The sequence below is a fragment of the Shinella sp. NM-101 genome (assembly GCF_021401195.1).
In the GTDB taxonomy this organism is placed as follows: domain Bacteria; phylum Pseudomonadota; class Alphaproteobacteria; order Rhizobiales; family Rhizobiaceae; genus Shinella.
The window spans coordinates 58,204-80,142 of the sequence record NZ_JACBFT010000001.1 but is presented as its reverse complement, the minus strand read 5'-3'; the positions used below and the strand labels follow the sequence as shown (position 1 = coordinate 80,142).

The following is a 21,939-nucleotide window of genomic DNA, read 5'->3' as shown; positions in this document are numbered from 1 at the left end:
AGCGCGCCGCCCTCCCGATGGTGCCGGAGCCAGGATCAGCGGACCGGGGGAGCGTACTGCAGGCCGCCCTTCGTCCACAGGGCGTTGAGGCCGCGGGCGATCTTCAGCGGCGAGCCTTCGCCGACATTGCGCTCGAAGGATTCGCCGTAGTTGCCGACCGCCTTGATGATCTGGACGGCCCAGTCCTTCGGTACGCCGAGGTCGGCGCCGATGGTGGAGTCGGCCTCTTCGCCGAGGAAGCGCTTGATGTCCGGGTTGTCGGACTTCTTCATCTCCTCGACATTGGCCTGGGTGATGCCGAATTCCTCGGCGGCCACCATCGCATAGTGCGACCAGCTCACGATGTCGAACCACTTGGAATCGTTCTGGCGGACAGCCGGGCCGAGCGGCTCCTTGGAGATGATTTCCGGCAGGACCATATGGTCGTCCGGGTTGGCCATCTTCAGGCGGATCGAATAGAGGCCCGAGGCGTCCGTCGTGTAGGCGTCGCAGCGGCCGGCATTGTAGGCGGCGTCCGCTTCGTCCTGCGCTTCGAAGACCACGGGCTTGAAGTCCATGTTGTTGGCGCGGAAGTAGTCGGCGAGGTTGAGTTCCGTCGTAGTGCCGGACTGGACGCAGACCGAGGCGCCGGAAAGCTCCAGGGCGGACTTCACGCCGAGTTCCTTCTTCACCATGAAGCCCTGGCCGTCATAGTAGTTCACGGCGCGGAAATCGAAGCCGAGCTGCGAATCGCGGCTGATGCTCCAGGTGGTGTTGCGGGCGAGAATATCGATTTCGCCGGACTGCAGGGCCGGGAAGCGGTCCTTGGCCGAGAGCGGCGTGTACTTCACCTTCGTGGCGTCGCCGAAGACGGCTGCGGCCACGGCCTTGCAGAGATCGACGTCGAGACCGGACCAGTTGCCCGCCGAATCCTGTGCGCCGAAGCCGGCGAGATTCGAACCGTTCACGCCGCACTGCACGAAGCCCTTGGCCTTCACGTCAGACAGCGTGTCCGCCTGTGCCGCCGTTGCGCCAAGCCCCAGTACGGCGGCGCCGACGAGCGCAGTCACGATTTTTTTTGCCATTTTTTACAACCTTTTTCTGTTGTCTTGTTTTGTCCGCAGGACCCGCTTCCCTGACGGGCGCACCTGCGGAACTCGCCACCCTCCCGGCGCGAGGTTGCTTATCTCATGCTCAAAATGACGCAGGGTCAAGGGAGCGCCGCCATTTTCCGGCCACACCCCGGAATTTATCGGCAATTGACCGCGATTTGGGCAGAAAATCACGAAACTGCGCAGTAAATCGCCCAAAAGATTCGCCTGTTCAACGTTTGAAGCGCTTTGGATGCGCCTGCGGTTGAAACCCTGGGGGTTGACCTCCCGGGCGCTCTGGCGAAAAGTCGGAACTGCGAAATTCCCTCCATCTTTCCGGACAGGCCCATGAAAAACAGAGACGAAATCCTCGCCGGCGCCGGCGTGAACACCCGCCTTGCCCACGCTGGAAACGACCCGGCGGCGTTCTACGGTTTCGTCAACCCGCCCGTCGTGCACGCCTCGACGGTGCTTTTCCCCAATGCCGCGACCATGGAGAACCGCGCGCAGAAATACACCTACGGCACGCGCGGCACGCCGACCACCGACGCGCTCTGCGCGGCGATCGACGAACTGGAGGGCTCGGCCGGCACGATCCTCGTTCCCTCGGGCCTTGCCGCCGTCACCGTGCCGTTCCTCGCCTTCCTGTCGGCCGGCGACCATGCGCTCATCGTCGATTCGGTCTATCATCCGACCCGCCACTTCTGCGACACGATGCTGAAGCGCCTCGGCGTTTCCGTCGAATACTACGACCCGACAATCGGTGCCGGCATCGAGGCGCTGATCCGGCCGAACACGCGGCTGGTGCACACGGAGGCGCCGGGTTCCAACACGTTCGAGATGCAGGACATCCCGGCCATCGCCGCCGCCGCCCACAAGCATGGCGCGGTGGTGACGATGGACAATACCTGGGCGACGCCGCTCTATTTCCGCCCGCTCGATTTCGGCGTGGACATCTCCATCCACGCGGCGACGAAATATCCGGCCGGGCATTCCGACGTGCTGTTCGGCACGGTTTCGGCCAATGCCGCCCATTGGGAGCAGTTGCACGAGACCCAGATCACGCTCGGCACCTGCGCCTCGCCCGACGACGCCTACCAGGTGCTGCGCGGCCTTCGCACGATGGGCGTGCGGCTGGAGCGGCACCAGGACAGCGCGCTGGAACTGGCGCGCTGGCTGGAAGGCGTCGACGAGGTCTCGCGCGTGCTGCATCCGGCCCTGCCGAGCTTTCCCGGCCACGACCTCTGGAAGCGCGACTTCAAGGGCGCGAGCGGCATCTTCTCCATCGTGCTGAAGGGTGGCTCGCCGGATCGCCACAAGGCCAAGGCCCATGCCTTCCTCGATGCGCTCGGCATCTTCGGCCTCGGCTATTCCTGGGGCGGTTTCGAGTGCCTTGCCGTGCATGTGCATCTCGGCGACCGCCGGGTGGCCAAGGGGCCGCAGGAGGGGCCGGTGCTGCGGTTGCAGATCGGGCTTGAGGACGTGAAGGACATCAAGGCGGATATCGAGCGCGGATTGGCCGCGGCGCGGGCGGTATAGGACAGGCCATTTCACTCCGGCGTGCGGTAGCCGTAGAGCCAGTCGAGATCGGCGGCGAGACCTTCCGGCCTGCGCAGGGAGAGCACGAGGTTGCGTGCCAGCGCGACCGGGCCGCGGGCGTGGTAGGCGAAGCGGTTGAACGCGCCGCGGCTGCGCACGCGGGCGACGCGCTCGCGGCGGGTCTTCTCGAACCGGCGCAGCGCCTCCGGGATATCGGTCGCGGTGGCGAGCCTTGCGGCCAGCAGCGCCGCGTCCTCGATCGCCATGGCCGCGCCCTGCGCCGCAAAGGGCGTCATGGCGTGGGCGGCGTCGCCGATCAGCACGGTTTTCCGGCCATCCGTCCACGCGCCGTCCGGGCAGCCGAAGAGCGGCCATACCAGCGGGTCCTGCGCGTCCGGCAGCAGGCGGCGGATGTCCGCGTGCCAGCCGGCGAAGGCCTCCAGCATGCGCCCGCGCGTCACCGCGTCGCCGCGGCGCAGCCAGCCGATGGGCGGCGCGTCGGACTGGGCGTGGATCGCGACGATGTTGAAGGCCTCAATCTCCGTGAGCGGATAGGCGATGAGATGGGCCTGCGGGCCGAGGAAGGCCGTGACCGCGCGCGGATCGAGGAACGGCGGGGCGGCGGCGAAAGGCACGAGGAAGCGCCAGGCGACATTGCCGGAATAGCGGGCGGGCAGGGCGCCGGGCACCGCGTGCCTGAGGCGCGACCAGACGCCGTCCGCCGCGACCAGCACGTCGGCGGGAGCGGCGGCAAGGGCGTCCGCGGCGCTTTCGATCCGCGTTCCCGTCGTCAGCGTGCAGAGCGGCTCGGCGCGAACGGCGTCGAGAAGGACCGTCTGGAGCGAGGCGCGATGGAGAACGCCGTAGGGAGCGCCCCAGCGGCTGCGCGCGGCCTTGCCGGCGGGAACCGAGGCGAGGGGGGAAAGCGAGATCCCGGAGGACAGGCCGATATGGTCCGGCTCGGTCCAGCGGGTGCTCAGCGCATCGAGGAGGCCGAGGTCGACCAGGATGCGCGAGGCGTTGGGCGAGAGCTGCAGGCCGGCGCCGACCTCCTCTAGGGCGGGCGCCTGCTCGAGGATATGCGAGGCGATGCCCCGGCGGGCGAGCGCCAATGCCGCCGTCAGGCCGGCAATGCCGGCGCCGACAATGGTCGTGGTTCTGATGGGGGACATGGAGGAATTGGCCTTTCGGCCGTCACGCCGCGACCTGGTTGGTGAAGGTGCAGCCGACCGGATCGGTCTGGGTGGCCTTGAGGGCCGGGTTGTAGCGGTAGAGCGTCGAGCAGTAGGGGCAGACCTTCTCGTTGTCGTCACCCATGTCGAGGAAGACGTGCGGATGGTCGTAGGGCACGGAAGCGCCGACGCACATGAATTCCTTCACGCCGATCTCGATCGCGCGGTGGCCGCCGTCGTTCTGGAAATGGGGAATGCTGTGCCCAGCCATGTCATGCTCCGTAAAACGCGTCTTTTCTGGCGCGGACCATAGTCGCCTTCGGGTTAAATGTGTAGATGCAAAACCGTCGCGGGGGAGGAGAAATCCGCGTTGCTGCGGTTTTCTCGGCGAGCGGCAGGCATTATGAGCATCGACAGGAAAACGAAAGACAGCCCGCCATGAACCTCGACAACCCGCCCTTTTCCCGCTTCACCCACGATGGCCTGGAGCTCGCCTTCTTCGACGAGGGCGATCCCGCCGGGTATCCGGTGCTGCTGATCCACGGCTTTGCCTCCAGCGCAAACGTCAACTGGGTGTTTCCCGGCTGGCTGAAGACGCTGGGCGATGCGGGCTACCGGGTGATCGGCATCGACAATCGCGGCCACGGCGCGAGCGACAAGCCGCACGACCCGGCACTCTATACGCCGCCGCTGATGGCGGGCGATGCCGCCGCGCTGCTCGATCATCTCGCGATCCCCGAGGCGCATGTCTTCGGCTATTCGATGGGCGCGCGCATCACCGCCTTCATGGCGCTGGCCCATCCGCACCGGGTGCGCTCCGTGGTCTTCGGCGGCCTCGGCATCGGCATGGTGGAGGGCGTCGGCGACTGGGATCCCATCGCGGACGCGCTGCTCGCGCCGTCGCTGGACGCGGTGACGCATGAGCGCGGCCGCATGTTCCGCGCCTTCGCCGACCAGACGAAATCCGACCGGCAGGCGCTCGCCGCCTGCATCATGACCTCGCGCGACCTCCTGACGGTCGAGGAGATGGGGCGGATCGACATGCCGGCCCTCATCGGCGTCGGCACGAAGGACGACATCGCGGGCGCGCCGCAGCCGCTCGCCGCGCTGATGCCGGACGCCCGCGCGCTCGACATTCCCGGCCGCGACCACATGCTCGCCGTCGGCGACAAGGTGTTCAAGCGCGCCGTCCTCGACTTCTACGCGGAAATCGCCGGCCGCTGAGCGGCCTTCACGATGATGGCCGAGCGGCCATTTCGCTCCGCCGTGCTTTGCACTATATTCAGGCGGACATGACACAAGGAGTGCGGCGATGGTCGCGATGAACGAACTGAGGGCCGGCGAGAAGCTCAAGGCCATGGATCCGATCTGGGACAGCCTGCGCGAGGAAGCGCGCGTGGCCGCCCAGGCCGAGCCGCTGCTGGCGGCCTTCCTCTATTCGACGGTGCTGAACCACCGCTCGCTGGAGGAAAGCGTGATCCATCGCGTCTGCGAGCGCCTCGATCATCCCGACCTCCAGGCGAACCTCCTGCACCAGATCTTCGACGAGATGCTCGAGGACTGGCCGGAATGGGGCAGCGTCCTGCGCGTCGACATCCAGGCCGTCTACGACCGCGACCCGGCCTGCCTGCGGTTCCTCGATGCCGTGCTCTACTTCAAGGGCTTCCACGCCATCCAGACCCACCGTCTGGCGCACTGGCTGCACGACAAGGGCCGGCGCGACCTTTCCCTTTATGTCCAGAGCCGGTCCTCCAGCGTCTTCCAGACGGACATCAACCCGGCGGCACGCATCGGCAAGGGCTTCTTCCTCGACCATGCGACGGGCCTCGTCGTCGGCGAGACGGCGGTCATCGGCGACAACGTGTCGATCCTTCACAACGTCACGCTCGGCGGTACCGGCAAGGAGGGCGGCGACCGCCATCCGAAGATCGGCGACGGCGTGATGATCGGGGCGGGCGCGAAGATCCTCGGCAACATCCATATCGGCCATTGCTCGCGCGTTGCCGCAGGCTCGGTCGTGCTGAAGGCCGTGCCGCCGAAATCGACGGTCGCCGGCGTGCCGGCCCGGGTGATCGGCGAGGCCGGCTGCAACGAGCCGTCGCGCGCGATGGACCAGCTTCTGGCCGCCTTCGACTACGATCTGTGAGCGGGAAAAGTCGCGCTCTCGTGGCATTCGAGGGTTTACACGCTCTGGAGCAGGTGCGAGAAGCGCGGCACATCAACCGTTGACGGAGACATATCGTGAAGCCGGAAGAAATCAGGAAGCTCGAGGCCTACTTCAAGCGCAATCTCAACAAGGAGATCGTCGTGAAGGCTCGCCCGCGCAAGGATGAATCGGCGGAAGTCTATCTCGCCGACGAATTCCTCGGCGTCATCTTCCGGGACGACGAGGACGGGGAACTCTCCTACAACTTCTCCATGGCGATCCTCGACATCGACCTGTGATCCGTCGGGAAACGCAGGATTACAAGGCCCGGCCGCCCTTGGCGCCGGGCTTTTTCATTGTGGGTGCTGCCCTTGCGCGGGGGGCATGAAGGCCTTGAACGGCGTTCCTTTTCGTTATCATTTTGCGACAGAGTTGGCTTTTGCAAGGCGCAATGATCATACCTATGGCGCAACGCGTTGCTTTGCCTCGGAAATATTGCATTGCAGCATCGATATTGACTTTTTTGTGCTCCGCATATAGATTTCGGCCCAATCACCGGATCCAAAGGAGACTTCGATGTTCAATTTCGACGAAGCCAACAAGAAGGGCAAGGAAGCCGTGGACACTTTCGTCAAGAACTACACGACCGTTGCACAGGGCTGGCAGGCGATCGCGACCGAAACCGCCGATTATTCCAAGAAGTCCTTCGAAAACGGCCTTTCCCATTTCGAAAAGCTTTCCGGCGTCAAGAGCGTCGAAGCCGCTCTCGAACTCCAGACGGCTTTCGTGAAGTCCTCCTATGAAGGCTTCGTGGCCGAAGCCACCAAGCTCGGCGAAATGTATGCCGACCTCGCCAAGGGCGCCTACAAGCCCTACGAGGCGCCGGTCGCCAAGGCGACCGCGGCTGCCAAGGCTGCCGCTGCGGCCTGACAGCTTCAAGACACGCGCATAGCGTTTACCGGCCGGCCGCGGGCAACCGCAGCCGGCCTTTCTGTGTTTGAGGATTGCGCGAGGCTGACGCAGCGGAGCCAAATTTCGCTATTTCCTTCGGATGGCCCGCGATTATGATTGCAGTGCGAAGCAGGGGTCTTACAATCGTGTACCGAGACATTAGATAACAGTTCCAGAAGGGCAGCCTCAGCCGAACGGTTCGCCACAAGGACGCGACCGTAAGACAAGGGAATGAACACGAATGGATGTGAGACGGGTTCGAATGCAGGATGGTGAAGAGGGCGGCGATACTCCCGGTCGCAGCACTTCGGTCATCACGCGCACGAAGCCTAAGACGAAGAAGCCGAGCCTCTATCGCGTCCTGCTTCTCAATGACGATTATACTCCCATGGAGTTCGTGATCCACATTCTGGAGCGTTTCTTCCAGAAGGACCGCGAAGCGGCCACGCGGATCATGCTCCATGTGCACAATCATGGCGTAGGCGAGTGTGGCGTGTTCACCTACGAGGTTGCCGAAACCAAAGTGACACAGGTGATGGATTTCTCCCGCCAGCACCAGCACCCGCTGCAATGTGTCATGGAAAAGAAATGAGGAACGAACGTGCCAACATTTTCTGCCAGCCTTGAAAAGGCCCTCCATCAGGCACTGACCTACGCGAACGAGCGCCATCACGAATATGCGACGCTCGAACACCTTCTGCTCGCGCTGATCGACGACGCGGACGCCGCCGCCGTGATGGGCGCCTGCAACGTCAATCTTGATGTCCTGCGCAAGACCGTCACCGACTATGTCGACCATGACCTTGCAAACCTCGTGACGGGCTACGAAGAGGATTCCAAGCCGACCTCCGGCTTCCAGCGCGTCATCCAGCGCGCGGTGATCCATGTCCAGTCGTCCGGCCGCGAGGAAGTGACCGGCGCCAACGTGCTCGTCGCGATCTTCGCCGAGCGCGAGAGCCATGCCGCCTATTTCCTGCAGGAGCAGGAGATGACGCGCTACGACGCCGTCAACTTCATCTCGCACGGCATCGGCAAGCGTCCCGGCGCATCCGAGCAGCGGCAGGTCCGCGGTGCGGAGGATGCCGAGAACGAGCCGAAGCAGCAGCGCAGCGGCAACGAGCAGGAAGAGCCCGCCAAGAAGCAGGACGCGCTCACGGCCTATTGCGTGAACCTCAACGAGAAGGCCAAGAACGGCAAGATCGACCCGCTGATCGGCCGTCACGCCGAGGTCAACCGCACGATCCAGGTGCTCTGCCGCCGCTCCAAGAACAACCCGCTCTATGTGGGCGATCCCGGCGTCGGCAAGACGGCCATCGCCGAGGGGCTCGCCAAGCGCATCGTCGAGGGCAAGGTGCCGGAAGCGCTGGCCGATGCGACGATCTTCTCGCTCGACATGGGCACGCTGCTCGCCGGCACGCGCTATCGCGGCGACTTCGAGGAGCGCCTGAAGCAGGTCGTCAAGGAGCTCGAAGAGTATCCGGGCGCCGTGCTGTTCATCGATGAGATCCACACCGTCATCGGCGCAGGGGCGACCTCCGGCGGCGCGATGGACGCGTCCAACCTCCTGAAGCCGGCGCTCTCCTCCGGCGCGATCCGCTGCATCGGCTCGACGACCTACAAGGAATACCGCCAGTTCTTCGAGAAGGACCGGGCGCTCGTGCGCCGCTTCCAGAAGATCGACGTGAACGAGCCGACCATCGACGACACGATCGAGATCATGAAGGGCCTCAAGCCCTATTTCGAGGAATATCACAAACTTCGCTATTCCAACGAGGCGATCAAGACGGCCGTCGAGCTTTCGGCGCGCTACATCAACGACCGCAAGCTGCCGGACAAGGCGATCGACGTGATCGACGAGACCGGCGCGGCCCAGATGCTGCTGCCCGCCGGAAAACGCCGCAAGCTGATCACCGAGAAGGAGATCGAGGCGACGGTCGCCACCATGGCCCGCATTCCGCCGAAGACCGTCTCGAAGGACGACGAGCAGGTGCTCGCCAACCTCGAGAAGGAACTGCGCTCGGTCGTCTACGGCCAGGACCTCGCCATCGAGGCGCTGGCCTCGGCGATCAAGCTGTCGCGCGCCGGCCTTCGCGAACCGAACAAGCCGATCGGCTGCTACCTGTTCTCCGGCCCCACGGGCGTCGGCAAGACGGAAGTCGCCAAGCAGCTTGCAAGCTCGCTCGGCGTGGAGCTGCTGCGCTTCGACATGTCGGAATACATGGAGCGGCACACGGTCTCGCGCCTGCTCGGCGCACCTCCCGGCTATGTCGGCTTCGACCAGGGCGGCCTCCTGACCGACGGCGTCGACCAGCATCCGCATTGCGTGCTGCTGCTCGACGAGATCGAGAAGGCGCATCCGGACCTCTACAACATCCTGTTGCAGGTCATGGACCACGGCTCGCTGACCGACCATAACGGCAAGAAGATCGACTTCCGCAACGTGATCCTGATCATGACGACCAATGCGGGCGCATCCGACATGGCCAAGGCCGCCATCGGCTTCGGCTCGTCCAAGCGCGAGGGCGAGGACATGGAGGCGATCAACCGCCTGTTCACGCCGGAATTCCGCAACCGCCTCGATGCGATCATCCCGTTCGGCTCGCTGCCGACGCCGGTCATCCATCAGGTCGTGCAGAAGTTCGTCATGCAGCTCGAAACCCAGCTTGCCGAGCGCAACGTCACCTTCGACCTGCAGCCGGAGGCGATCTCCTGGCTCGCGGAGAAGGGCTACGACGAGAAGATGGGCGCCCGTCCGCTGGCGCGTGTCATCCAGGAGAACATCAAGAAGAAGCTCGCCGACGAGATCCTCTTCGGCAAGCTCAAGAAGGGCGGCGTCGTCCGCGTCTCCGTCGGCACCAAGGAAGACGGCTCGAAGGGCCTGATCCTCGACGCCGTGCCGGAGACCGCGCCGATCAAGCCGAAGGCCGAGATCGAGGAGGCCGCCGCCAAGAAGGCGAAGCCGCGCAAGGCGAAGGAAACCGTCGCCGCCGAGGCAGCGCCGACCAAGGCGCGCTCGCCGAAGAAGGCGGCCGAGGCCAAGGCCACGGAGCCGAAGGACGAGCCGCCGCGCAAGTCCGGCACGGTTCCGAAGGTGCCGCGCAAGAAATAACGGCTTTACAAATCGTACCGGGGCCGGGCAGGAAACTGCCCGGCCCCGTTTCGTGACAAGGTGTCGCAAACCTCGCTATCGCCATGCTCCGGCCTGTCCCGGGCATCTGCGAAGGTTCGATCTTTCAAGGCGTTGGCAGACGCTCGGCACAGGGCCGAGGGTGACGCCGTGGACGAGGTGAGGCCTTGTCGAAACATGGGGTGCGGACGGCGAAGTGAGCGTCCAATCTTTCTTGCCGCAAGAGATTTTCATGACTGCCGAGACCGCGCCCGAACCCCGATCCCAGACATATTGGTTCCTCTTCGGCATGCGCGGCCTTTTCAGCCTGCCGGCCATCATCCTGATGCTCTCCTTCGTCGGCTTCGCCGCCTTCACGGCGGAGGCGAAGATACCGGTCGGGCAGGTGATGTTCATGACCGGCATGATCTGGGCGCTGCCGGCCAAGGTCATCCTCGTCGGCTCCATGCTGTCGGGCGCGCATATCGCGACGGCCTTCCTTGCCGTCACGCTCTCCTCCGTGCGCATGATGCCGATGGTGGCCTCGCTGGTGCCGGAGATCCGCACCGGCCGCACGCCGACCTGGCTGCTGCTGGTCGTTTCCCATTTCGTCGCCATCACGGCCTGGGTCTTTGCGATGGAAAGGGTGCGCGACGTGCCGCGCGCCGGCCGGCTCGCCTTCTTCGCCGGCTTCGGCATCACGCTGACCACCACCAATATCGTGCTCGTCGGCCTCGTCTATGGCGCCGTGTCGGAATTCCCGCCGCTCGTCTCCGGCTGCCTGTTCTTCCTGACGCCGGTCTATTTCCTCACCTCGATCTGGATTTCCGCGCGTCACCGCGTGATCTACTGGGCGCTCGGCGTCGGCCTTGCGCTCGGCTGGCTCTTCGCGGTGATCGCGCCGGAATACGACATCCTGCTTGCCGGCATCGTCGGCGGCACGCTGGCATGGTGGGGCGAGCGCATGCTGCGCCGGCGGGAGGCGGCCCGATGAGCTTCGAGGGATATTGGCCCTATGTCTACATCGCCGTTGCCGGCTGGCTCGCGACCGATTTCTGGCGCTGGGCCGGCGTCCTCGTCGGCAACCGCATCGACGAGCGTTCGGAACTTTTGAACTGGGTGCGGGCGGTGGCGACGGCGCTCGTGGCGGCCGTCATCGCCAAGATGATCTTCTTTCCGACCGGCACGCTCACGAGCTCGCCGCTCTGGCTGCGCTTGGGCGCGGTGGGCTTCGGCGCGGCCGCCTTCTTCCTCGGCGGCCGCTTCCGGCAGATCCTCGGCATCGCCGCGGCCATCGCCTTCCTGGCCGCGGGGCTTGCACTTCTCGGCGCCTGACGGCGCGGACGGTCACTTCAGCGCGTTGCGCAGCTTTTCCGCATTGGCGGCCAGCACGCCCTGGTCCTCCATCGTGCCGGAATGGGGTTTGAGCGGCAGGCCCTCGATGCGCGGGATGACGTGGAAGTGCAGGTGATAGACTGTCTGGCCGGCGGCCGGCTCGTTGAACTGGATGACCGTCACGCCGTCCGCCTCGAACGCCTCCTTTACGGCGACAGCCACCTTCTGCACGACAGGCATGAGGCGGGCGAGGGTCTGCGGGTCCGCATCGAGGATGTTGCGCGATGGCGTCTTGGGGATGACGAGCGTGTGGCCGCTCGCCTGCGGCATGACATCCATGAAGGCGACGGCATGCTCGTCCTCGTAGACGCGGTGCGAGGGGATCTCGCCGCGCAGGATCTTCGCGAAGATGTTGTTGGGGTCGTAGGCGGTCATGCTTGTCTCCCGGTCAGGTCAGTCGGTGTCGTCGTGGTTTTCGCCACGGCGGAAGGGGCCGTGCTCGGCAAGATAGTCGCCCATCATCTCGACATCTTGCCGCTCGCGTTCGAGATAGTCGGCGATGGCGCGGCGAAGGCCGGCATGGGCGATGTAATGGGCGGAATGGGTGGTGACGGGCAGGTAGCCGCGCGCCAGCTTGTGCTCGCCCTGCGCGCCGGCCTCGACGCGCGTGAGCCGCTTCTCGATCGCGAAGTCGATGGCCTGGTGGTAGCAGACCTCGAAATGCAGGAAGGGATGATCCTCGATGCAGCCCCAGTGGCGGCCGAAGAGCGTGTCGCCGCCGATGAAGTTGATCGCGCCGGCAATGTAGCGGCCCTCGCGCCGTGCCATGACCAGCAGGATGTCGTCCGCCATGCGCTCGCCGATCAGGCTGTAGAAGCGGCGGTTGAGATAGGGCCGGCCCCATTTGCGGCTGCCGGTGTCCATGTAGAAGGCGAAGAACTGGTCCCAGACGCTTTCGGTGAGGTCGCTGCCGGTCAGCCAGTCGATCTCGATGCCGTGCTCCAGCGCTGCCCTGCGCTCCTTCTTCAGCGCCTTGCGCTTGCGGGAGGCGAGCGTTTCGAGGAAATCCTCGTAGGCGCCGTAGCCGGCATTGATGAAATGGAACTGCTGGTCGGTGCGGTGCAAATAGCCCGCGGCCTCGAATACCGGCATTTCCGTCTCCGGCACGAAGGTCGCATGGGCGGAGGAGGCGCCGTGCCGCCGGGTCAGTTCCTTCAGGCCCTCGGCGAGCGCCGCCTGCGCTTCCACGACGGGTTCACCCGTGCGGTGAAGCAGGCGGGGGCCGGTCGCGGGCGTGAAGGGAATGGCGGCCTGGAGCTTCGGATAGTAGCGCCCGCCGGCACGCTCGAAGGCGTCGGCCCAGCCGTGGTCGAAGACATATTCGCCCTGGCTGTGGCTCTTGAGATAGACGGGCAGGGCGCCGCGCAGCGCGCCGTCCTCGCCCTCCAGCAGCAGGTGCTGGCCGAGCCAGCCGGTCTCGGCGGTGGCGCAGCCCGATTCTTCCAGCGAAGACAGGAAGGCATGGCTGACGAAGGGATTGTAGGGCTCGCGCGCATCGCCCCTGGAGGCGCCGGCAAGGCGCGCCCAGTCCTCCGCCGGGATATCGGCGAAGCTCGTTTCGACACGGATGCGCACCGCCTCCGTCATGTCAGGCGGTCAGCGGCTCGCGCGGATCGAAGCCCTCGAAGGTCATCTGGTCCGCGTTGTTGGCCGTGATCGTGCGCGCCTCGTCGTCGTGCACGGTCCATGTGATGATCTTCACGCCGAGGTCGCGCTGGCGGCTGATGAAGGCGTTCGGCAGGTGGCCGTAATAATAGGAGATGAAGTCGAGGCCGAGCTGCATCGCCTCCTCGTGCACGGCGAAATTCTCCGGACGCTGGCCTTCCGCCGTCAGGCCGACGGGGCGGGTGGTGCCGATTGCCTTGAGGTCCTGCAGCAGCCATTGGTCGAAGCTCATCAGGGCGATGGGGCCTTCGTAGTCCTCGATGGCGTCGAGCACGGCCATGGCGAAGCCGTCGTCGTCGCCCTTGCGGCCCTTCAGCTCCAGCACGAGGGGTACGCGGCCCTTGACGAGGTCGAGGAGCTGGCGGAGCGTCGGAATGCGGTCCGCCGTGCCGCCGATGGTCAGCAGGCCGAGCTCGGCGGCGGTGCGCTGGCGCACGTCGCCGTCGATGCCGCAGAGGCGCTTGAGATTGTCGTCATGGAAGACGACCGGAATGGCATCGGCCGAATATTGCAGGTCGCATTCGATGGAAAAGCCGGCATCGGCGGCGCGGGCGAAGGCCGAGAGCGTGTTTTCCCAGACGGTCCGGTTGAGGTCGTGGTAGCCGCGATGGGCGATCGGCCGCTCGGTCAGCCAGTTGAACTTGTGCATCAGGCGATTTCCATGATGGCGTCGATCTCGACGGCGGCATTGAGCGGAAGCGCAGCCATGCCGACGGCGGCACGGGCGTGCTTGCCGGCATCGCCGAGCGCGCCGACGAGGAAGTTGGACGCGCCGTTGATGACGAGGTGCTGCTCGACGAAATCGGGCGCGGAGGCGACGAAGCCGTTGATCTTGATGATGCGCCTGATGCGGGAGAGGTCGCCGAGCGCTGCCTTGGCCTGGGCGAGGAGGCCGAGGGCGCACAGTTCCGCCGCCTTCTGGCCGGCCGCGACGTCGACATTCCTGCCGAGATGGCCGGTATAGGCCATCTTGCCGTCCAGCATCGGCAACTGGCCGGAAATGTGGAGCACGTTGCCGCTGATGACGAAGGGCACATAGTTGGCCGCAGGCGCTGCCGCCACGGGAATGTCGTAGCCAAGTTCCTTGACGCGGTTTTCGATTTCAGCGGACATTGCGCTCTCCGTTCTCGGCTCGTGGGGGCATCTGCGGCGGGATCGGCCGCACTGTGGGAAATGAATATGGCAAGGCGTGGATATTGCCTCGCTTTTGCCGGAAGAGTTCTTATAACATCGCCGTCGGATTCAACAGGAGGAAACGGATGTTTCGTTCATCCTTTGCCACGGCTCTTGCAGCCGGGGCATGCCTTGCCGGCAGCGGCGCCCTTGCGACGCCGGCGACAGGGCTTGCGCCGCACCGCGCCGTCTACGACCTCCAGCTCAAGGATGCGACCGAGCGGTCGGGCATCGCGGGCATGTACGGCCGCATGGTCTACGAGTTCAACGGAAGCCCGTGCGACGGCTACACGGTGAGCTTCCGCTTCGTCACGCAGGTCAATACCGGCGACGAGACGCGGCTGACCGACCAGCAGACGACGACCTACGAGGACCTCAGGAACGGCAGCTTCCGCTTCCTCACCCGCTCCTTCACCGACGAGAAGCTGGACAAGGAGGTGCGCGGCACGGCGCGCGAGGACAAGAAGGGCGTCAGCGTCGACCTGACATTGCCGGATGCCCGCAAACTGGAGCTTGCCGCCAGCCGCTTTCCGACAGAGCACATGGTGGAAGTGATCGAGCACGCCCGAAAGGGCGAGCGCTTCTTCGAATCGCGCATCTACGACGGCTCGGATTCCGGCGACAAGACGCTGATGACCACCTCCGTCGTCGGCAAGAAGGAAATGCCAAAGGCCGGCGACCCGGATGCCGACAAGGCGGGCACATTCGCCAAGCAGGCCTTCTGGCCGGTCTCCATCGCCTATTACAACGATACGAGCGAGGGCGACGCGCTGCCGGTCTACCGCATGTCCTTCAAGCTGTACGAGAACGGCATCACGCGCGACCTCACCATGGATTACGGCGAATTCTCGCTGACCGGCAAGCTTGCCAAGCTGGAGCTGTTCAAGCAGCAGGAGTGCAAGTAGGGACGTTTGACGCCTTGACTTGCCTCTAACCCTTTCCCCGCCTGCGGGGCGAGGGGACGCGCCTCACGAACAGGCATTGTTCGAAGAAACCGGCGCGGCATATCCCTTTCGCCCCGTGGGCGGGGGAAGGTGGCCGGCAGGCCGGACGAGGGGGCAAAATGGGCGCGCCGAACGCATTTTTACCCCGCTGCCCTTGATTTGCCGGGAAACTGGGGGTAAGGGGCAGCCATTCCACACGTAAGGCATGGGATCGTCCGGGAGAAATCCGGGCCTTTCCGCCGGTGGCATTTCCGAAGGAAGTGCTGTTCGCCTTGCGGAGGTTCAACCGGAAAAGGATAACTAGGCATGGCATTGCCCGATTTCTCTATGCGCCAGCTCCTGGAAGCCGGCGTTCACTTCGGCCACCAGACCCACCGCTGGAACCCGAAGATGAAGCCGTACATCTTCGGCGACCGCAACAACGTCCACATCATCGACCTGGCACAGACCGTTCCGCTGCTGTCGCGCGCCCTTCAGGTCGTGTCCGACACGGTCGCCGGCGGCGGCCGCGTTCTCTTCGTCGGCACGAAGCGCCAGGCATCCGAGATCATCGCCGATGCTGCCAAGCGTTCGGCCCAGTACTACGTCAACTCCCGCTGGCTCGGCGGCATGCTGACGAACTGGAAGACGATCTCCAACTCGATCCAGCGCCTGCGCAAGCTCGACGAGATCCTGTCCTCGGAAGGCTCCGGCTATTCCAAGAAGGAACGCCTGACCCTCGAGCGCGAGCGCGAGAAGCTTGAAAAGGCTCTCGGCGGTATCCGCGACATGGGCGGCACCCCGGACCTGATGTTCATCATCGACACCAACAAGGAATCGATCGCGATCCAGGAAGCCAAGCGTCTCGGCATTCCGGTCGTCGCCATCATCGACTCGAACTGCGACCCGGACCCGATCGATTTCCCGATCCCCGGCAACGACGACGCCTCGCGCGCCATCGCCCTTTACTGCGACCTGATCGCCCGCGCTGCCATCGACGGCATCGCCCGCCAGCAGGGCGCCTCGGGCCGTGACCTCGGCGCCTCCGCCGAAGCGCCAGTCGAGCCGGCTCTCGAAGCCGAAGCTTAAGGCCAAAGGCGGAGCGAAGTCTTTCGCTCCCGCTTTCCTGTTCGACCGAGGCCAGAGAGACGATCCCTGGCCTCGGCCTGTTTGAAGGGCCTGTCCGCGCCGATCCATCGGGTCGCGGTCACGCGGCAGGCCTGCGGTGATCTTCATCACCCTGTCATATTTCCGGGTACATTCGTTCCCAAAACCTTGAGTTCGCCGAGGTTTTCCGGCGACACGCAACAAGAACCGACAAGAGGCTCACAATGGCTGAAATCACCGCTGCACTGGTGAAGGAACTGCGCGAAAAGTCCGGCGCAGGCATGATGGACTGCAAGAAGGCGCTGGCTGAGAACAACGGCGACATCGAAGCGGCAATCGACTGGCTGCGCGCCAAGGGCATCGCCAAGGCCGACAAGAAGTCGGGCCGCACGGCCGCCGAAGGCCTCATCGGCGTTGCAAGCGCCGGCACCAAGGCCGTCGTCGTCGAAGTCAACTCCGAGACCGACTTCGTTGCCCGTAACGATGCCTTCCAGTCCATGGTCCGCGGCATCGCCGACGTGGCGCTGACCACCGACGGCACCGTCGAAGCCGTTGGCGCCGCCACCTATCCGGCAACCGGCAAGTCGGTCACCGACAGCATCAAGGATGCCGTCGCCACCATCGGCGAGAACATGAACCTGCGCCGCTCGGCCGCCCTGTCGGTCGAGGACGGCGTCGTCGCGACCTACATCCACAACGCTGCCGCCGACCGCCTCGGCAAGCTCGGCGTTCTCGTCGCGCTGAAGTCGACCGGCGACAAGGAAGCCCTGAACGCCATCGGCCGCCAGGTCGCCATGCACATCGCCGCCACGGCTCCGCTCGCCATCCGCGCCGAGGAAGTCGACGCCGCCGTTGCCGAACGCGAGCGCAACGTCTTCATCGAGCAGTCGCGCGCTTCCGGCAAGCCGGACAACATCATCGAGAAGATGGTCGAAGGCCGCATGCGCAAGTTCTTCGAGGAAGTCGCGCTGCTGTCGCAGGCCTTCGTCATGAACCCCGACCTGACCGTCGGCGCTGCCGTCAAGGAAGCTGAAAAGACCGTCGGTGCGCCGATCGAAGTCACCGGCATGGCCCGCCTCCTGCTCGGCGAAGGCGTCGAGAAGGAAGAGTCGGACTTCGCCGCCGAAGTCGCAGCCGCCGCCAAGGGCTGATTTTCCTATTCCATTAGGGAAAAGGTGAGGGCGCCGCGTGACAACGCGGCGCCCTTCGTGTATCCGGCTTGCCGAAATGCCTGCCCCGAAATTTCTCTGCGGCCAAGGCTGCCCTGCGCGGACCCTCCCTCGGTTTCCGCCCGGCGGCCGGATCGGGCGAGCAGGCGCACGAGTTCAGGAGCGACAATGACTGCCAAGCCAATCTACAAACGTGTTCTGCTGAAAGCCTCCGGCGAGGCGCTGATGGGATCGCAAGGCTTCGGCATCGACGTCGCCGTCGCCGACCGCATCGCCTCCGACATCGCGGAAGCCCGCGCGCTCGGCGTCGAGGTCGGCGTCGTCGTCGGCGGGGGCAATATCTTCCGCGGCGTCGCCGTCGCCTCCAAGGGCGGCGACCGCGTCACCGGCGACCACATGGGCATGCTGGCGACCGTCATCAACGCGCTGGCGCTGGCGACCTCGCTGCGCAAGCTAGACATCGACACCGTCGTCCTCTCCGCCATCGCCATGCCGGAGATCTGCGAGAGCTTCTCGCAGCGCGCGACGCTCTATCACCTCTCGCTCGGCCGCGTGGTGATCTTCGCCGGCGGCACGGGCAACCCGTTCTTCACCACCGATTCGGCCGCTGCGCTGCGCGCCGCCGAAATGGGCGCCGAGGCGATCTTCAAGGGCACGCAGGTCGACGGCATCTATTCCGCCGACCCGAAGAAGGACCCGACCGCCACCCGCTTCGACCGCCTGACGCACAGCGAAGTGCTGGAAAAGGGCCTTGCCGTCATGGATGTCGCCGCCGTCGCTCTGGCGCGGGAGAACTCCATCCCGATCATCGTGTTCTCCATCCATGAAAAGGGCGGTTTTGCCGAAATATTGACCGGCGGCGGACGCGGTACCATCGTAACCGACAACTGATTCTACAGGCGCGCACGCCCGTCGCGTGCAACCACGACTGAAAACGGGAGTATTCCGATGAGTGAAGGTATTGACCTTAAGGAACTGAAGCGCCGCATGGATGGCGCGATCAGCGCGTTCAAGAACGACATCGCGTCGCTGCGCACCGGCCGCGCCTCGGCCAACGTGCTCGATCCGGTGCAGGTCGAAGCCTACGGTTCGCGCGTGCCGCTGAACCAGGTCGCCAACATCTCCGTTCCGGAGCCCCGCATGCTGTCGGTCTCCGTCTGGGACAAGGGCATGGTCGGCGCCGTCGAGCGCGGCATCCGCGAATCCAACCTCGGCCTCAACCCGATCATCGACGGCCAGAACCTGCGCATTCCGCTGCCGGAGCTCAACGAGGAGCGCCGCAAGTCGCTCGTCAAGGTCGCCCATGACTATGCCGAAAAGGCTAAAGTGGCGATCCGGCACGTGCGCCGCGACGGCATGGACGACCTCAAGAAAGCCGAAAAGGATGGCGATATCGGCCAGGATATGAGCCGCAGCCAGTCGGAAAAGGTGCAGAAGATGACGGACGACACGATTCTGGACGTCGATCGCTTGCTTGCCGAGAAGGAAAAGGAAATCATGCAGGTCTAGGCCTCGGCCGCCTGCTTCCGTTCCTCCTTACCGGATCGCTCATGAACCAGCTCTCGCCCAGCACCGTACCGGCACACGTCGCCATCATCATGGACGGCAACGGACGCTGGGCGAATGCGCGCGGCCTGCCGCGCGCCATGGGGCATCGCAAGGGCGTCGAGTCCGTGCGCGAGGCCGTGAAGACGGCTGCCGAATGCGGCATCTCCTATCTCACGCTCTTCGCCTTCTCCTCGGAGAACTGGAGCCGCCCGCAAAGCGAGGTCTCCGACCTCATGGGCCTCCTGAAGACCTTCATCCGGCGCGACCTCGCCACGCTGCACAAGCAGAACGTGCGCATCCGTGTGATCGGCGACCGGGCGAACCTTTCCGGCGACATCCTGCCGCTTCTCCTGGAAGCCGAGGAGACGACGCGCGCCAATACCGGCATCACGCTGGTGATCGCCTTCAACTACGGTGCGCGCGACGAGATCGCCCGCGCTGTCGCGCGGCTCGCCGGGGACGTGGCGGCCGGCCGGCTCGACCCGTCGGCGATCACGCCGGAGCGCATCGGCGCCGCGCTCGATACCGCCGACATTCCCGATCCCGACCTCGTCATCCGCACCAGTGGGGAGGAGCGGCTGTCGAATTTCCTTCTGTGGCAGGCGGCCTATGCCGAGCTGATGTTCATCCCCGAGTTCTGGCCCGACTTTTCGCGCGAGACCTTCATTGCCGCGCTCTCCCGCTATGCCATGCGGGAACGCCGGTTCGGCGGGCTGCAGCCTGCCGCCACCCTTGCAACAGGTTCGTGATGCAGAGTGAACTGCGCCTGCGCATCCTTTCCGGCATCGTCCTTGCCGTCGTCGTGCTCGCCGCGACGTGGTTCGGCGGCCTCGCCTTCCGTGTGCTTGCCGCGGCAATCGCGTTGCTCATCTATTACGAGTGGTCGACCATAACGCGGCTTGCGGAGACGGATTTCCGCGGCAACGCCTTCGGCTGGCTGTCGGTCGCGCTCGTTTCGGCGCTCGTCCTCTTCTCCTTCGACGAGCTGGCGCTGCCCGTGCTCATCGGCGCCGCCCTCTTCGCCGTCGCCTATGCGCTGGCGACGAGGGCGAGCGGCTGGCTTGCCGGCGGCATCGTCTATTCCGGCCTCACGGTGATTTCGCTCGCCGCCATCCGCGGCGATACCGTGCACGGCTTCGCGGCGATGCTTTTCATCTTCGCCGTCGTCTGGTCGACGGACATTCTCGCCTATTTCGTCGGACGCGCCATCGGCGGCCCGAAGCTGGCGCCGCCCATTTCGCCGGGCAAGACCTGGTCGGGCGCGATCGGCGGGACGATTTCGGCCGTCATCGCCGGCACGCTCGTGCATATGGTCTTCTTCTCGCTGAACGGACTGTGGGTGCCGGTGATCGCGCTGGTGCTCTCGGTGTTCAGCCAGATCGGCGACCTTTTCGAATCCTTCATCAAGCGCCGATTCGGCGTGAAGGATTCCAGCCGCCTCATTCCGGGACATGGCGGCGTCATGGATCGCGTGGACGGCCTTGTTTTCGCCTGCTTCGCCGCGTTCCTGATTGCGCTCGGCGATGCCATCGTCTCGGGCACCACGAACACGCCGGCGGGCGTTTTCCTTTTCGGCCCGTGAACGCGACAGACTGGGGACTGGAAGAATGGACATGCTGGCTGGCTCTCTCGGTTTCGTGACGGGCTATATCGTTCCGTTCCTGATCGTGCTGACGCTGATCGTCTTCGTGCACGAGATGGGCCACTATCTCGCCGGCCGCTGGTCGGGCATCGGCGTCACGGCGTTTTCCGTGGGATTCGGGCCGGAGCTCATCGGCTTCACCGACCGGCACGGCACGCGCTGGAAGCTTTCGGCGATTCCGCTCGGCGGCTATGTGAAGTTCCTCGGCGACGACGATCCGGCCTCCATCCCCGACTATGACGCCGTGTCGGCCCTGCCCGAGGACGTGCGCAAGCGCACCTTCCTCGGCGCGGCCCTGTGGAAAAGGGCCGTGACGGTCGCTGCCGGGCCGATCGCCAATTTCATCCTGGCCATCGCCATCTTTGCCGTGATGTTCTCCATCTACGGCCGCCAGGTGGCCGATCCGGTCGTTGCGGAAGTGCGGCCCGGCAGCGCCGCGGAAGCGGCGGGCGTCCGACCCGGAGACCTTCTGGTCGCGCTCGACGGGCAGCCGGTCGCCACCTTCGACGACGTGCGCCGCTATGTCAGCGTTCGCCCGGAACTCAGGATCGTCGTCACCGTGCGCCGCGACGGCGCCGACATCGACCTTCCCATGGTGCCGGAGCGCAGCGAGATCACGGACCAGTTCGGCAACAAGATCGAGCTCGGCCTGATCGGCATCGTCACCAACCAGGAGACCGGCAATTTCCGGATCGTGGAGTACGGACCCGTGGAGGCCGTCGGGCAGGGCACCCTGCAGAGCTGGCATATCGTGACGGGCACGTTCGACTATCTGTCGAACCTCCTGACGGGCCGCATGAAGGCCGATCAGCTCGGCGGGCCGATCCGCGTGGCGCAGGCATCCGGCCAGATGGCGACGCTCGGTGTTGCCGCATTGCTGCAACTTGCCGCCGTTCTGTCTGTTTCCATTGGACTTTTGAATCTGATGCCGGTTCCGGTACTTGATGGCGGCCATCTGATGTTCTATGCGGTGGAGGCTGTCCGGGGCAGGCCTGTCGGGCCCGGGGCGCAGGAGATCGCATTCCGCATCGGCATGGCGCTGGTGCTCATGCTGATGGTCTTTGCGACCTGGAACGACATATCGATGCTTCTGGGATGAAGGCAGCCGGCATGGGGCCGGCAGGATCGAACAGGGAGGCCGCAGCCTGAAACCGGGTGATGCTAACGGTCTGTTTACCGTGATCAAAAGCAATTAGTGGCCTACGGGCCACGGTTCGAATTGAAGTAAACAGAAATTAACGCGTGACCTTGCTTGTATGGCAAAAGCGGTTAAAACGGCAATCGTGTCCGGAATCGGGCATGCATGCCGGACGTTGAAACGAAGGTAAGTTGT

The 21,939-nt window shown here is 64.9% G+C and carries 24 protein-coding genes; 17 read left to right on the top strand and 7 right to left on the bottom strand.

The window, feature by feature from the left end:
* Positions 1-35: 35 nt before the first annotated feature.
* A complete protein-coding gene (locus L0976_RS00370; RefSeq protein ID WP_234185561.1) occupies positions 36-1,064 on the bottom strand; it encodes an amino acid ABC transporter substrate-binding protein in 1,029 nt (342 codons plus the stop codon).
* Positions 1,065-1,418: 354 nt separating this feature from the next.
* Here L0976_RS00370 and L0976_RS00365 point away from each other — a divergent pair, with 354 nt between their 5' ends.
* Positions 1,419-2,609 carry a cystathionine beta-lyase gene (locus L0976_RS00365; protein ID WP_234185560.1) on the top strand — a complete coding sequence of 397 codons (1,191 nt, stop codon included), beginning with the start codon at positions 1,419-1,421 and terminating at the stop codon, positions 2,607-2,609.
* A gap of 11 nt (positions 2,610-2,620) precedes the next feature.
* Here L0976_RS00365 and L0976_RS00360 read toward each other — a convergent pair whose 3' ends face one another.
* Both L0976_RS00360 and L0976_RS00355 read right to left on the bottom strand, forming a co-directional pair.
* A complete protein-coding gene (locus L0976_RS00360; protein ID WP_234185559.1) occupies positions 2,621-3,781 on the bottom strand; it encodes an FAD-dependent monooxygenase in 1,161 nt (386 codons plus the stop codon).
* Positions 3,782-3,803: 22 nt separating this feature from the next.
* Positions 3,804-4,052, bottom strand: coding sequence for a zinc-finger domain-containing protein (locus L0976_RS00355; RefSeq protein ID WP_203318938.1), 249 nt, complete (start codon positions 4,050-4,052; stop codon positions 3,804-3,806).
* A gap of 167 nt (positions 4,053-4,219) precedes the next feature.
* Here L0976_RS00355 and L0976_RS00350 point away from each other — a divergent pair, with 167 nt between their 5' ends.
* The 8 genes from L0976_RS00350 to L0976_RS00315 all read left to right on the top strand — a co-directional run bounded on the left by L0976_RS00350 (position 4,220) and on the right by L0976_RS00315 (position 11,319).
* Positions 4,220-5,005: an alpha/beta fold hydrolase gene (locus tag L0976_RS00350; protein WP_234185558.1), complete on the top strand. Its 786-nt coding sequence runs from the start codon at positions 4,220-4,222 to the stop codon at positions 5,003-5,005.
* 88 nt (positions 5,006-5,093) lie between these two features.
* On the top strand, positions 5,094-5,927 hold the full coding sequence (gene cysE, locus L0976_RS00345) for a serine O-acetyltransferase (protein ID WP_234185557.1): 834 nt from the start codon (positions 5,094-5,096) through the stop codon (positions 5,925-5,927).
* Positions 5,928-6,022: 95 nt separating this feature from the next.
* Positions 6,023-6,226 carry a DUF3126 family protein gene (locus tag L0976_RS00340; RefSeq protein ID WP_119259238.1) on the top strand — a complete coding sequence of 68 codons (204 nt, stop codon included), beginning with the start codon at positions 6,023-6,025 and terminating at the stop codon, positions 6,224-6,226.
* A 277-nt stretch (positions 6,227-6,503) separates the two neighbouring features.
* Positions 6,504-6,857: a phasin family protein gene (locus L0976_RS00335; RefSeq protein ID WP_203318935.1), complete on the top strand. Its 354-nt coding sequence runs from the start codon at positions 6,504-6,506 to the stop codon at positions 6,855-6,857.
* Positions 6,858-7,119: 262 nt separating this feature from the next.
* Positions 7,120-7,470: an ATP-dependent Clp protease adapter ClpS gene (clpS, locus tag L0976_RS00330; protein ID WP_203318934.1), complete on the top strand. Its 351-nt coding sequence runs from the start codon at positions 7,120-7,122 to the stop codon at positions 7,468-7,470.
* Positions 7,471-7,479: 9 nt separating this feature from the next.
* Positions 7,480-9,987: an ATP-dependent Clp protease ATP-binding subunit ClpA gene (clpA, locus tag L0976_RS00325; RefSeq protein WP_203318933.1), complete on the top strand. Its 2,508-nt coding sequence runs from the start codon at positions 7,480-7,482 to the stop codon at positions 9,985-9,987.
* A 250-nt stretch (positions 9,988-10,237) separates the two neighbouring features.
* A complete protein-coding gene (locus L0976_RS00320) occupies positions 10,238-10,978 on the top strand; it encodes an AzlC family ABC transporter permease (protein WP_234185556.1) in 741 nt (246 codons plus the stop codon).
* Positions 10,975-11,319, top strand: a complete 345-nt coding sequence (locus L0976_RS00315) for an AzlD domain-containing protein (protein ID WP_234185555.1) — start codon at positions 10,975-10,977, stop codon at positions 11,317-11,319. The genes L0976_RS00320 and L0976_RS00315 overlap by 4 nt, the downstream gene beginning before the upstream one ends.
* A 12-nt stretch (positions 11,320-11,331) precedes the next feature.
* Here L0976_RS00315 and L0976_RS00310 read toward each other — a convergent pair whose 3' ends face one another.
* Genes L0976_RS00310 through L0976_RS00295 form a run of 4 tightly spaced genes read right to left on the bottom strand, consistent with a single transcriptional unit; the run spans position 11,332 to position 14,157 of the window.
* Positions 11,332-11,754, bottom strand: a complete 423-nt coding sequence (locus tag L0976_RS00310) for an HIT family protein (RefSeq protein ID WP_203318930.1) — start codon at positions 11,752-11,754, stop codon at positions 11,332-11,334.
* Between the two features lie 18 nt (positions 11,755-11,772).
* Positions 11,773-12,966 (bottom strand): GNAT family N-acetyltransferase, encoded by a 1,194-nt coding sequence (locus L0976_RS00305; protein WP_234185554.1) that lies wholly within the window; start codon positions 12,964-12,966, stop codon positions 11,773-11,775.
* 1 nt (position 12,967) lies between these two features.
* Positions 12,968-13,693 (bottom strand): glycerophosphodiester phosphodiesterase, encoded by a 726-nt coding sequence (locus L0976_RS00300; RefSeq protein WP_234185553.1) that lies wholly within the window; start codon positions 13,691-13,693, stop codon positions 12,968-12,970.
* On the bottom strand, positions 13,693-14,157 hold the full coding sequence (locus L0976_RS00295; RefSeq protein ID WP_203318927.1) for a RidA family protein: 465 nt from the start codon (positions 14,155-14,157) through the stop codon (positions 13,693-13,695). Before L0976_RS00295 ends, L0976_RS00300 begins: the two co-directional genes overlap by 1 nt.
* Positions 14,158-14,303: 146 nt before the next feature.
* Here L0976_RS00295 and L0976_RS00290 point away from each other — a divergent pair, with 146 nt between their 5' ends.
* The 8 genes from L0976_RS00290 (at position 14,304) to rseP (ending at position 21,705) form a co-directional block, all read left to right on the top strand.
* Complete coding sequence (locus tag L0976_RS00290; RefSeq protein WP_234185552.1) at positions 14,304-15,122, top strand: cell envelope integrity EipB family protein; 819 nt, start codon at positions 14,304-14,306, stop codon at positions 15,120-15,122.
* A gap of 345 nt (positions 15,123-15,467) precedes the next feature.
* On the top strand, positions 15,468-16,229 hold the full coding sequence (rpsB, locus tag L0976_RS00285) for a 30S ribosomal protein S2 (RefSeq protein WP_119259227.1): 762 nt from the start codon (positions 15,468-15,470) through the stop codon (positions 16,227-16,229).
* Between the two features lie 242 nt (positions 16,230-16,471).
* Positions 16,472-17,398 (top strand): translation elongation factor Ts, encoded by a 927-nt coding sequence (gene tsf, locus L0976_RS00280; RefSeq protein WP_203318924.1) that lies wholly within the window; start codon positions 16,472-16,474, stop codon positions 17,396-17,398.
* A 186-nt stretch (positions 17,399-17,584) separates the two neighbouring features.
* Positions 17,585-18,307, top strand: coding sequence for a UMP kinase (gene pyrH / locus L0976_RS00275; RefSeq protein WP_203318923.1), 723 nt, complete (start codon positions 17,585-17,587; stop codon positions 18,305-18,307).
* Between the two features lie 57 nt (positions 18,308-18,364).
* Positions 18,365-18,925, top strand: coding sequence for a ribosome recycling factor (gene frr, locus L0976_RS00270; protein ID WP_203318922.1), 561 nt, complete (start codon positions 18,365-18,367; stop codon positions 18,923-18,925).
* Between the two features lie 41 nt (positions 18,926-18,966).
* Positions 18,967-19,713, top strand: a complete 747-nt coding sequence (locus L0976_RS00265) for an isoprenyl transferase (protein WP_203318921.1) — start codon at positions 18,967-18,969, stop codon at positions 19,711-19,713.
* Entirely contained in the window at positions 19,713-20,546 is an 834-nt protein-coding gene (locus tag L0976_RS00260; protein ID WP_234185551.1) for a phosphatidate cytidylyltransferase, read from the top strand. The genes L0976_RS00265 and L0976_RS00260 overlap by 1 nt, the downstream gene beginning before the upstream one ends.
* A 25-nt stretch (positions 20,547-20,571) precedes the next feature.
* Complete coding sequence (rseP, locus tag L0976_RS00255) at positions 20,572-21,705, top strand: RIP metalloprotease RseP (protein ID WP_203318919.1); 1,134 nt, start codon at positions 20,572-20,574, stop codon at positions 21,703-21,705.
* Positions 21,706-21,939: the final 234 nt, after the last annotated feature.

Coding starts and splice junctions, on each gene's coding strand:
- clpS (WP_203318934.1), top strand. CDS start 7,120: ATGGATGTGAGACGGGTTCGAATGCAGGATGGTGAAGAGGGCGGCGAT.
- L0976_RS00300 (WP_234185553.1), bottom strand. CDS start 13,693: ATGCACAAGTTCAACTGGCTGACCGAGCGGCCGATCGCCCATCGCGGC.
- tsf (WP_203318924.1), top strand. CDS start 16,472: ATGGCTGAAATCACCGCTGCACTGGTGAAGGAACTGCGCGAAAAGTCC.
- rseP (WP_203318919.1), top strand. CDS start 20,572: ATGGACATGCTGGCTGGCTCTCTCGGTTTCGTGACGGGCTATATCGTT.
- L0976_RS00265 (WP_203318921.1), top strand. CDS start 18,967: ATGAACCAGCTCTCGCCCAGCACCGTACCGGCACACGTCGCCATCATC.
- L0976_RS00350 (WP_234185558.1), top strand. CDS start 4,220: ATGAACCTCGACAACCCGCCCTTTTCCCGCTTCACCCACGATGGCCTG.
- L0976_RS00290 (WP_234185552.1), top strand. CDS start 14,304: ATGTTTCGTTCATCCTTTGCCACGGCTCTTGCAGCCGGGGCATGCCTT.
- L0976_RS00260 (WP_234185551.1), top strand. CDS start 19,713: ATGCAGAGTGAACTGCGCCTGCGCATCCTTTCCGGCATCGTCCTTGCC.
- L0976_RS00305 (WP_234185554.1), bottom strand. CDS start 12,966: ATGACGGAGGCGGTGCGCATCCGTGTCGAAACGAGCTTCGCCGATATC.
- L0976_RS00295 (WP_203318927.1), bottom strand. CDS start 14,157: ATGTCCGCTGAAATCGAAAACCGCGTCAAGGAACTTGGCTACGACATT.
- cysE (WP_234185557.1), top strand. CDS start 5,094: ATGGTCGCGATGAACGAACTGAGGGCCGGCGAGAAGCTCAAGGCCATG.
- L0976_RS00355 (WP_203318938.1), bottom strand. CDS start 4,052: ATGGCTGGGCACAGCATTCCCCATTTCCAGAACGACGGCGGCCACCGC.
- L0976_RS00360 (WP_234185559.1), bottom strand. CDS start 3,781: ATGTCCCCCATCAGAACCACGACCATTGTCGGCGCCGGCATTGCCGGC.
- L0976_RS00335 (WP_203318935.1), top strand. CDS start 6,504: ATGTTCAATTTCGACGAAGCCAACAAGAAGGGCAAGGAAGCCGTGGAC.
- rpsB (WP_119259227.1), top strand. CDS start 15,468: ATGGCATTGCCCGATTTCTCTATGCGCCAGCTCCTGGAAGCCGGCGTT.
- frr (WP_203318922.1), top strand. CDS start 18,365: ATGAGTGAAGGTATTGACCTTAAGGAACTGAAGCGCCGCATGGATGGC.
- L0976_RS00365 (WP_234185560.1), top strand. CDS start 1,419: ATGAAAAACAGAGACGAAATCCTCGCCGGCGCCGGCGTGAACACCCGC.
- L0976_RS00320 (WP_234185556.1), top strand. CDS start 10,238: ATGACTGCCGAGACCGCGCCCGAACCCCGATCCCAGACATATTGGTTC.
- pyrH (WP_203318923.1), top strand. CDS start 17,585: ATGACTGCCAAGCCAATCTACAAACGTGTTCTGCTGAAAGCCTCCGGC.
- L0976_RS00370 (WP_234185561.1), bottom strand. CDS start 1,064: ATGGCAAAAAAAATCGTGACTGCGCTCGTCGGCGCCGCCGTACTGGGG.
- L0976_RS00310 (WP_203318930.1), bottom strand. CDS start 11,754: ATGACCGCCTACGACCCCAACAACATCTTCGCGAAGATCCTGCGCGGC.
- L0976_RS00315 (WP_234185555.1), top strand. CDS start 10,975: ATGAGCTTCGAGGGATATTGGCCCTATGTCTACATCGCCGTTGCCGGC.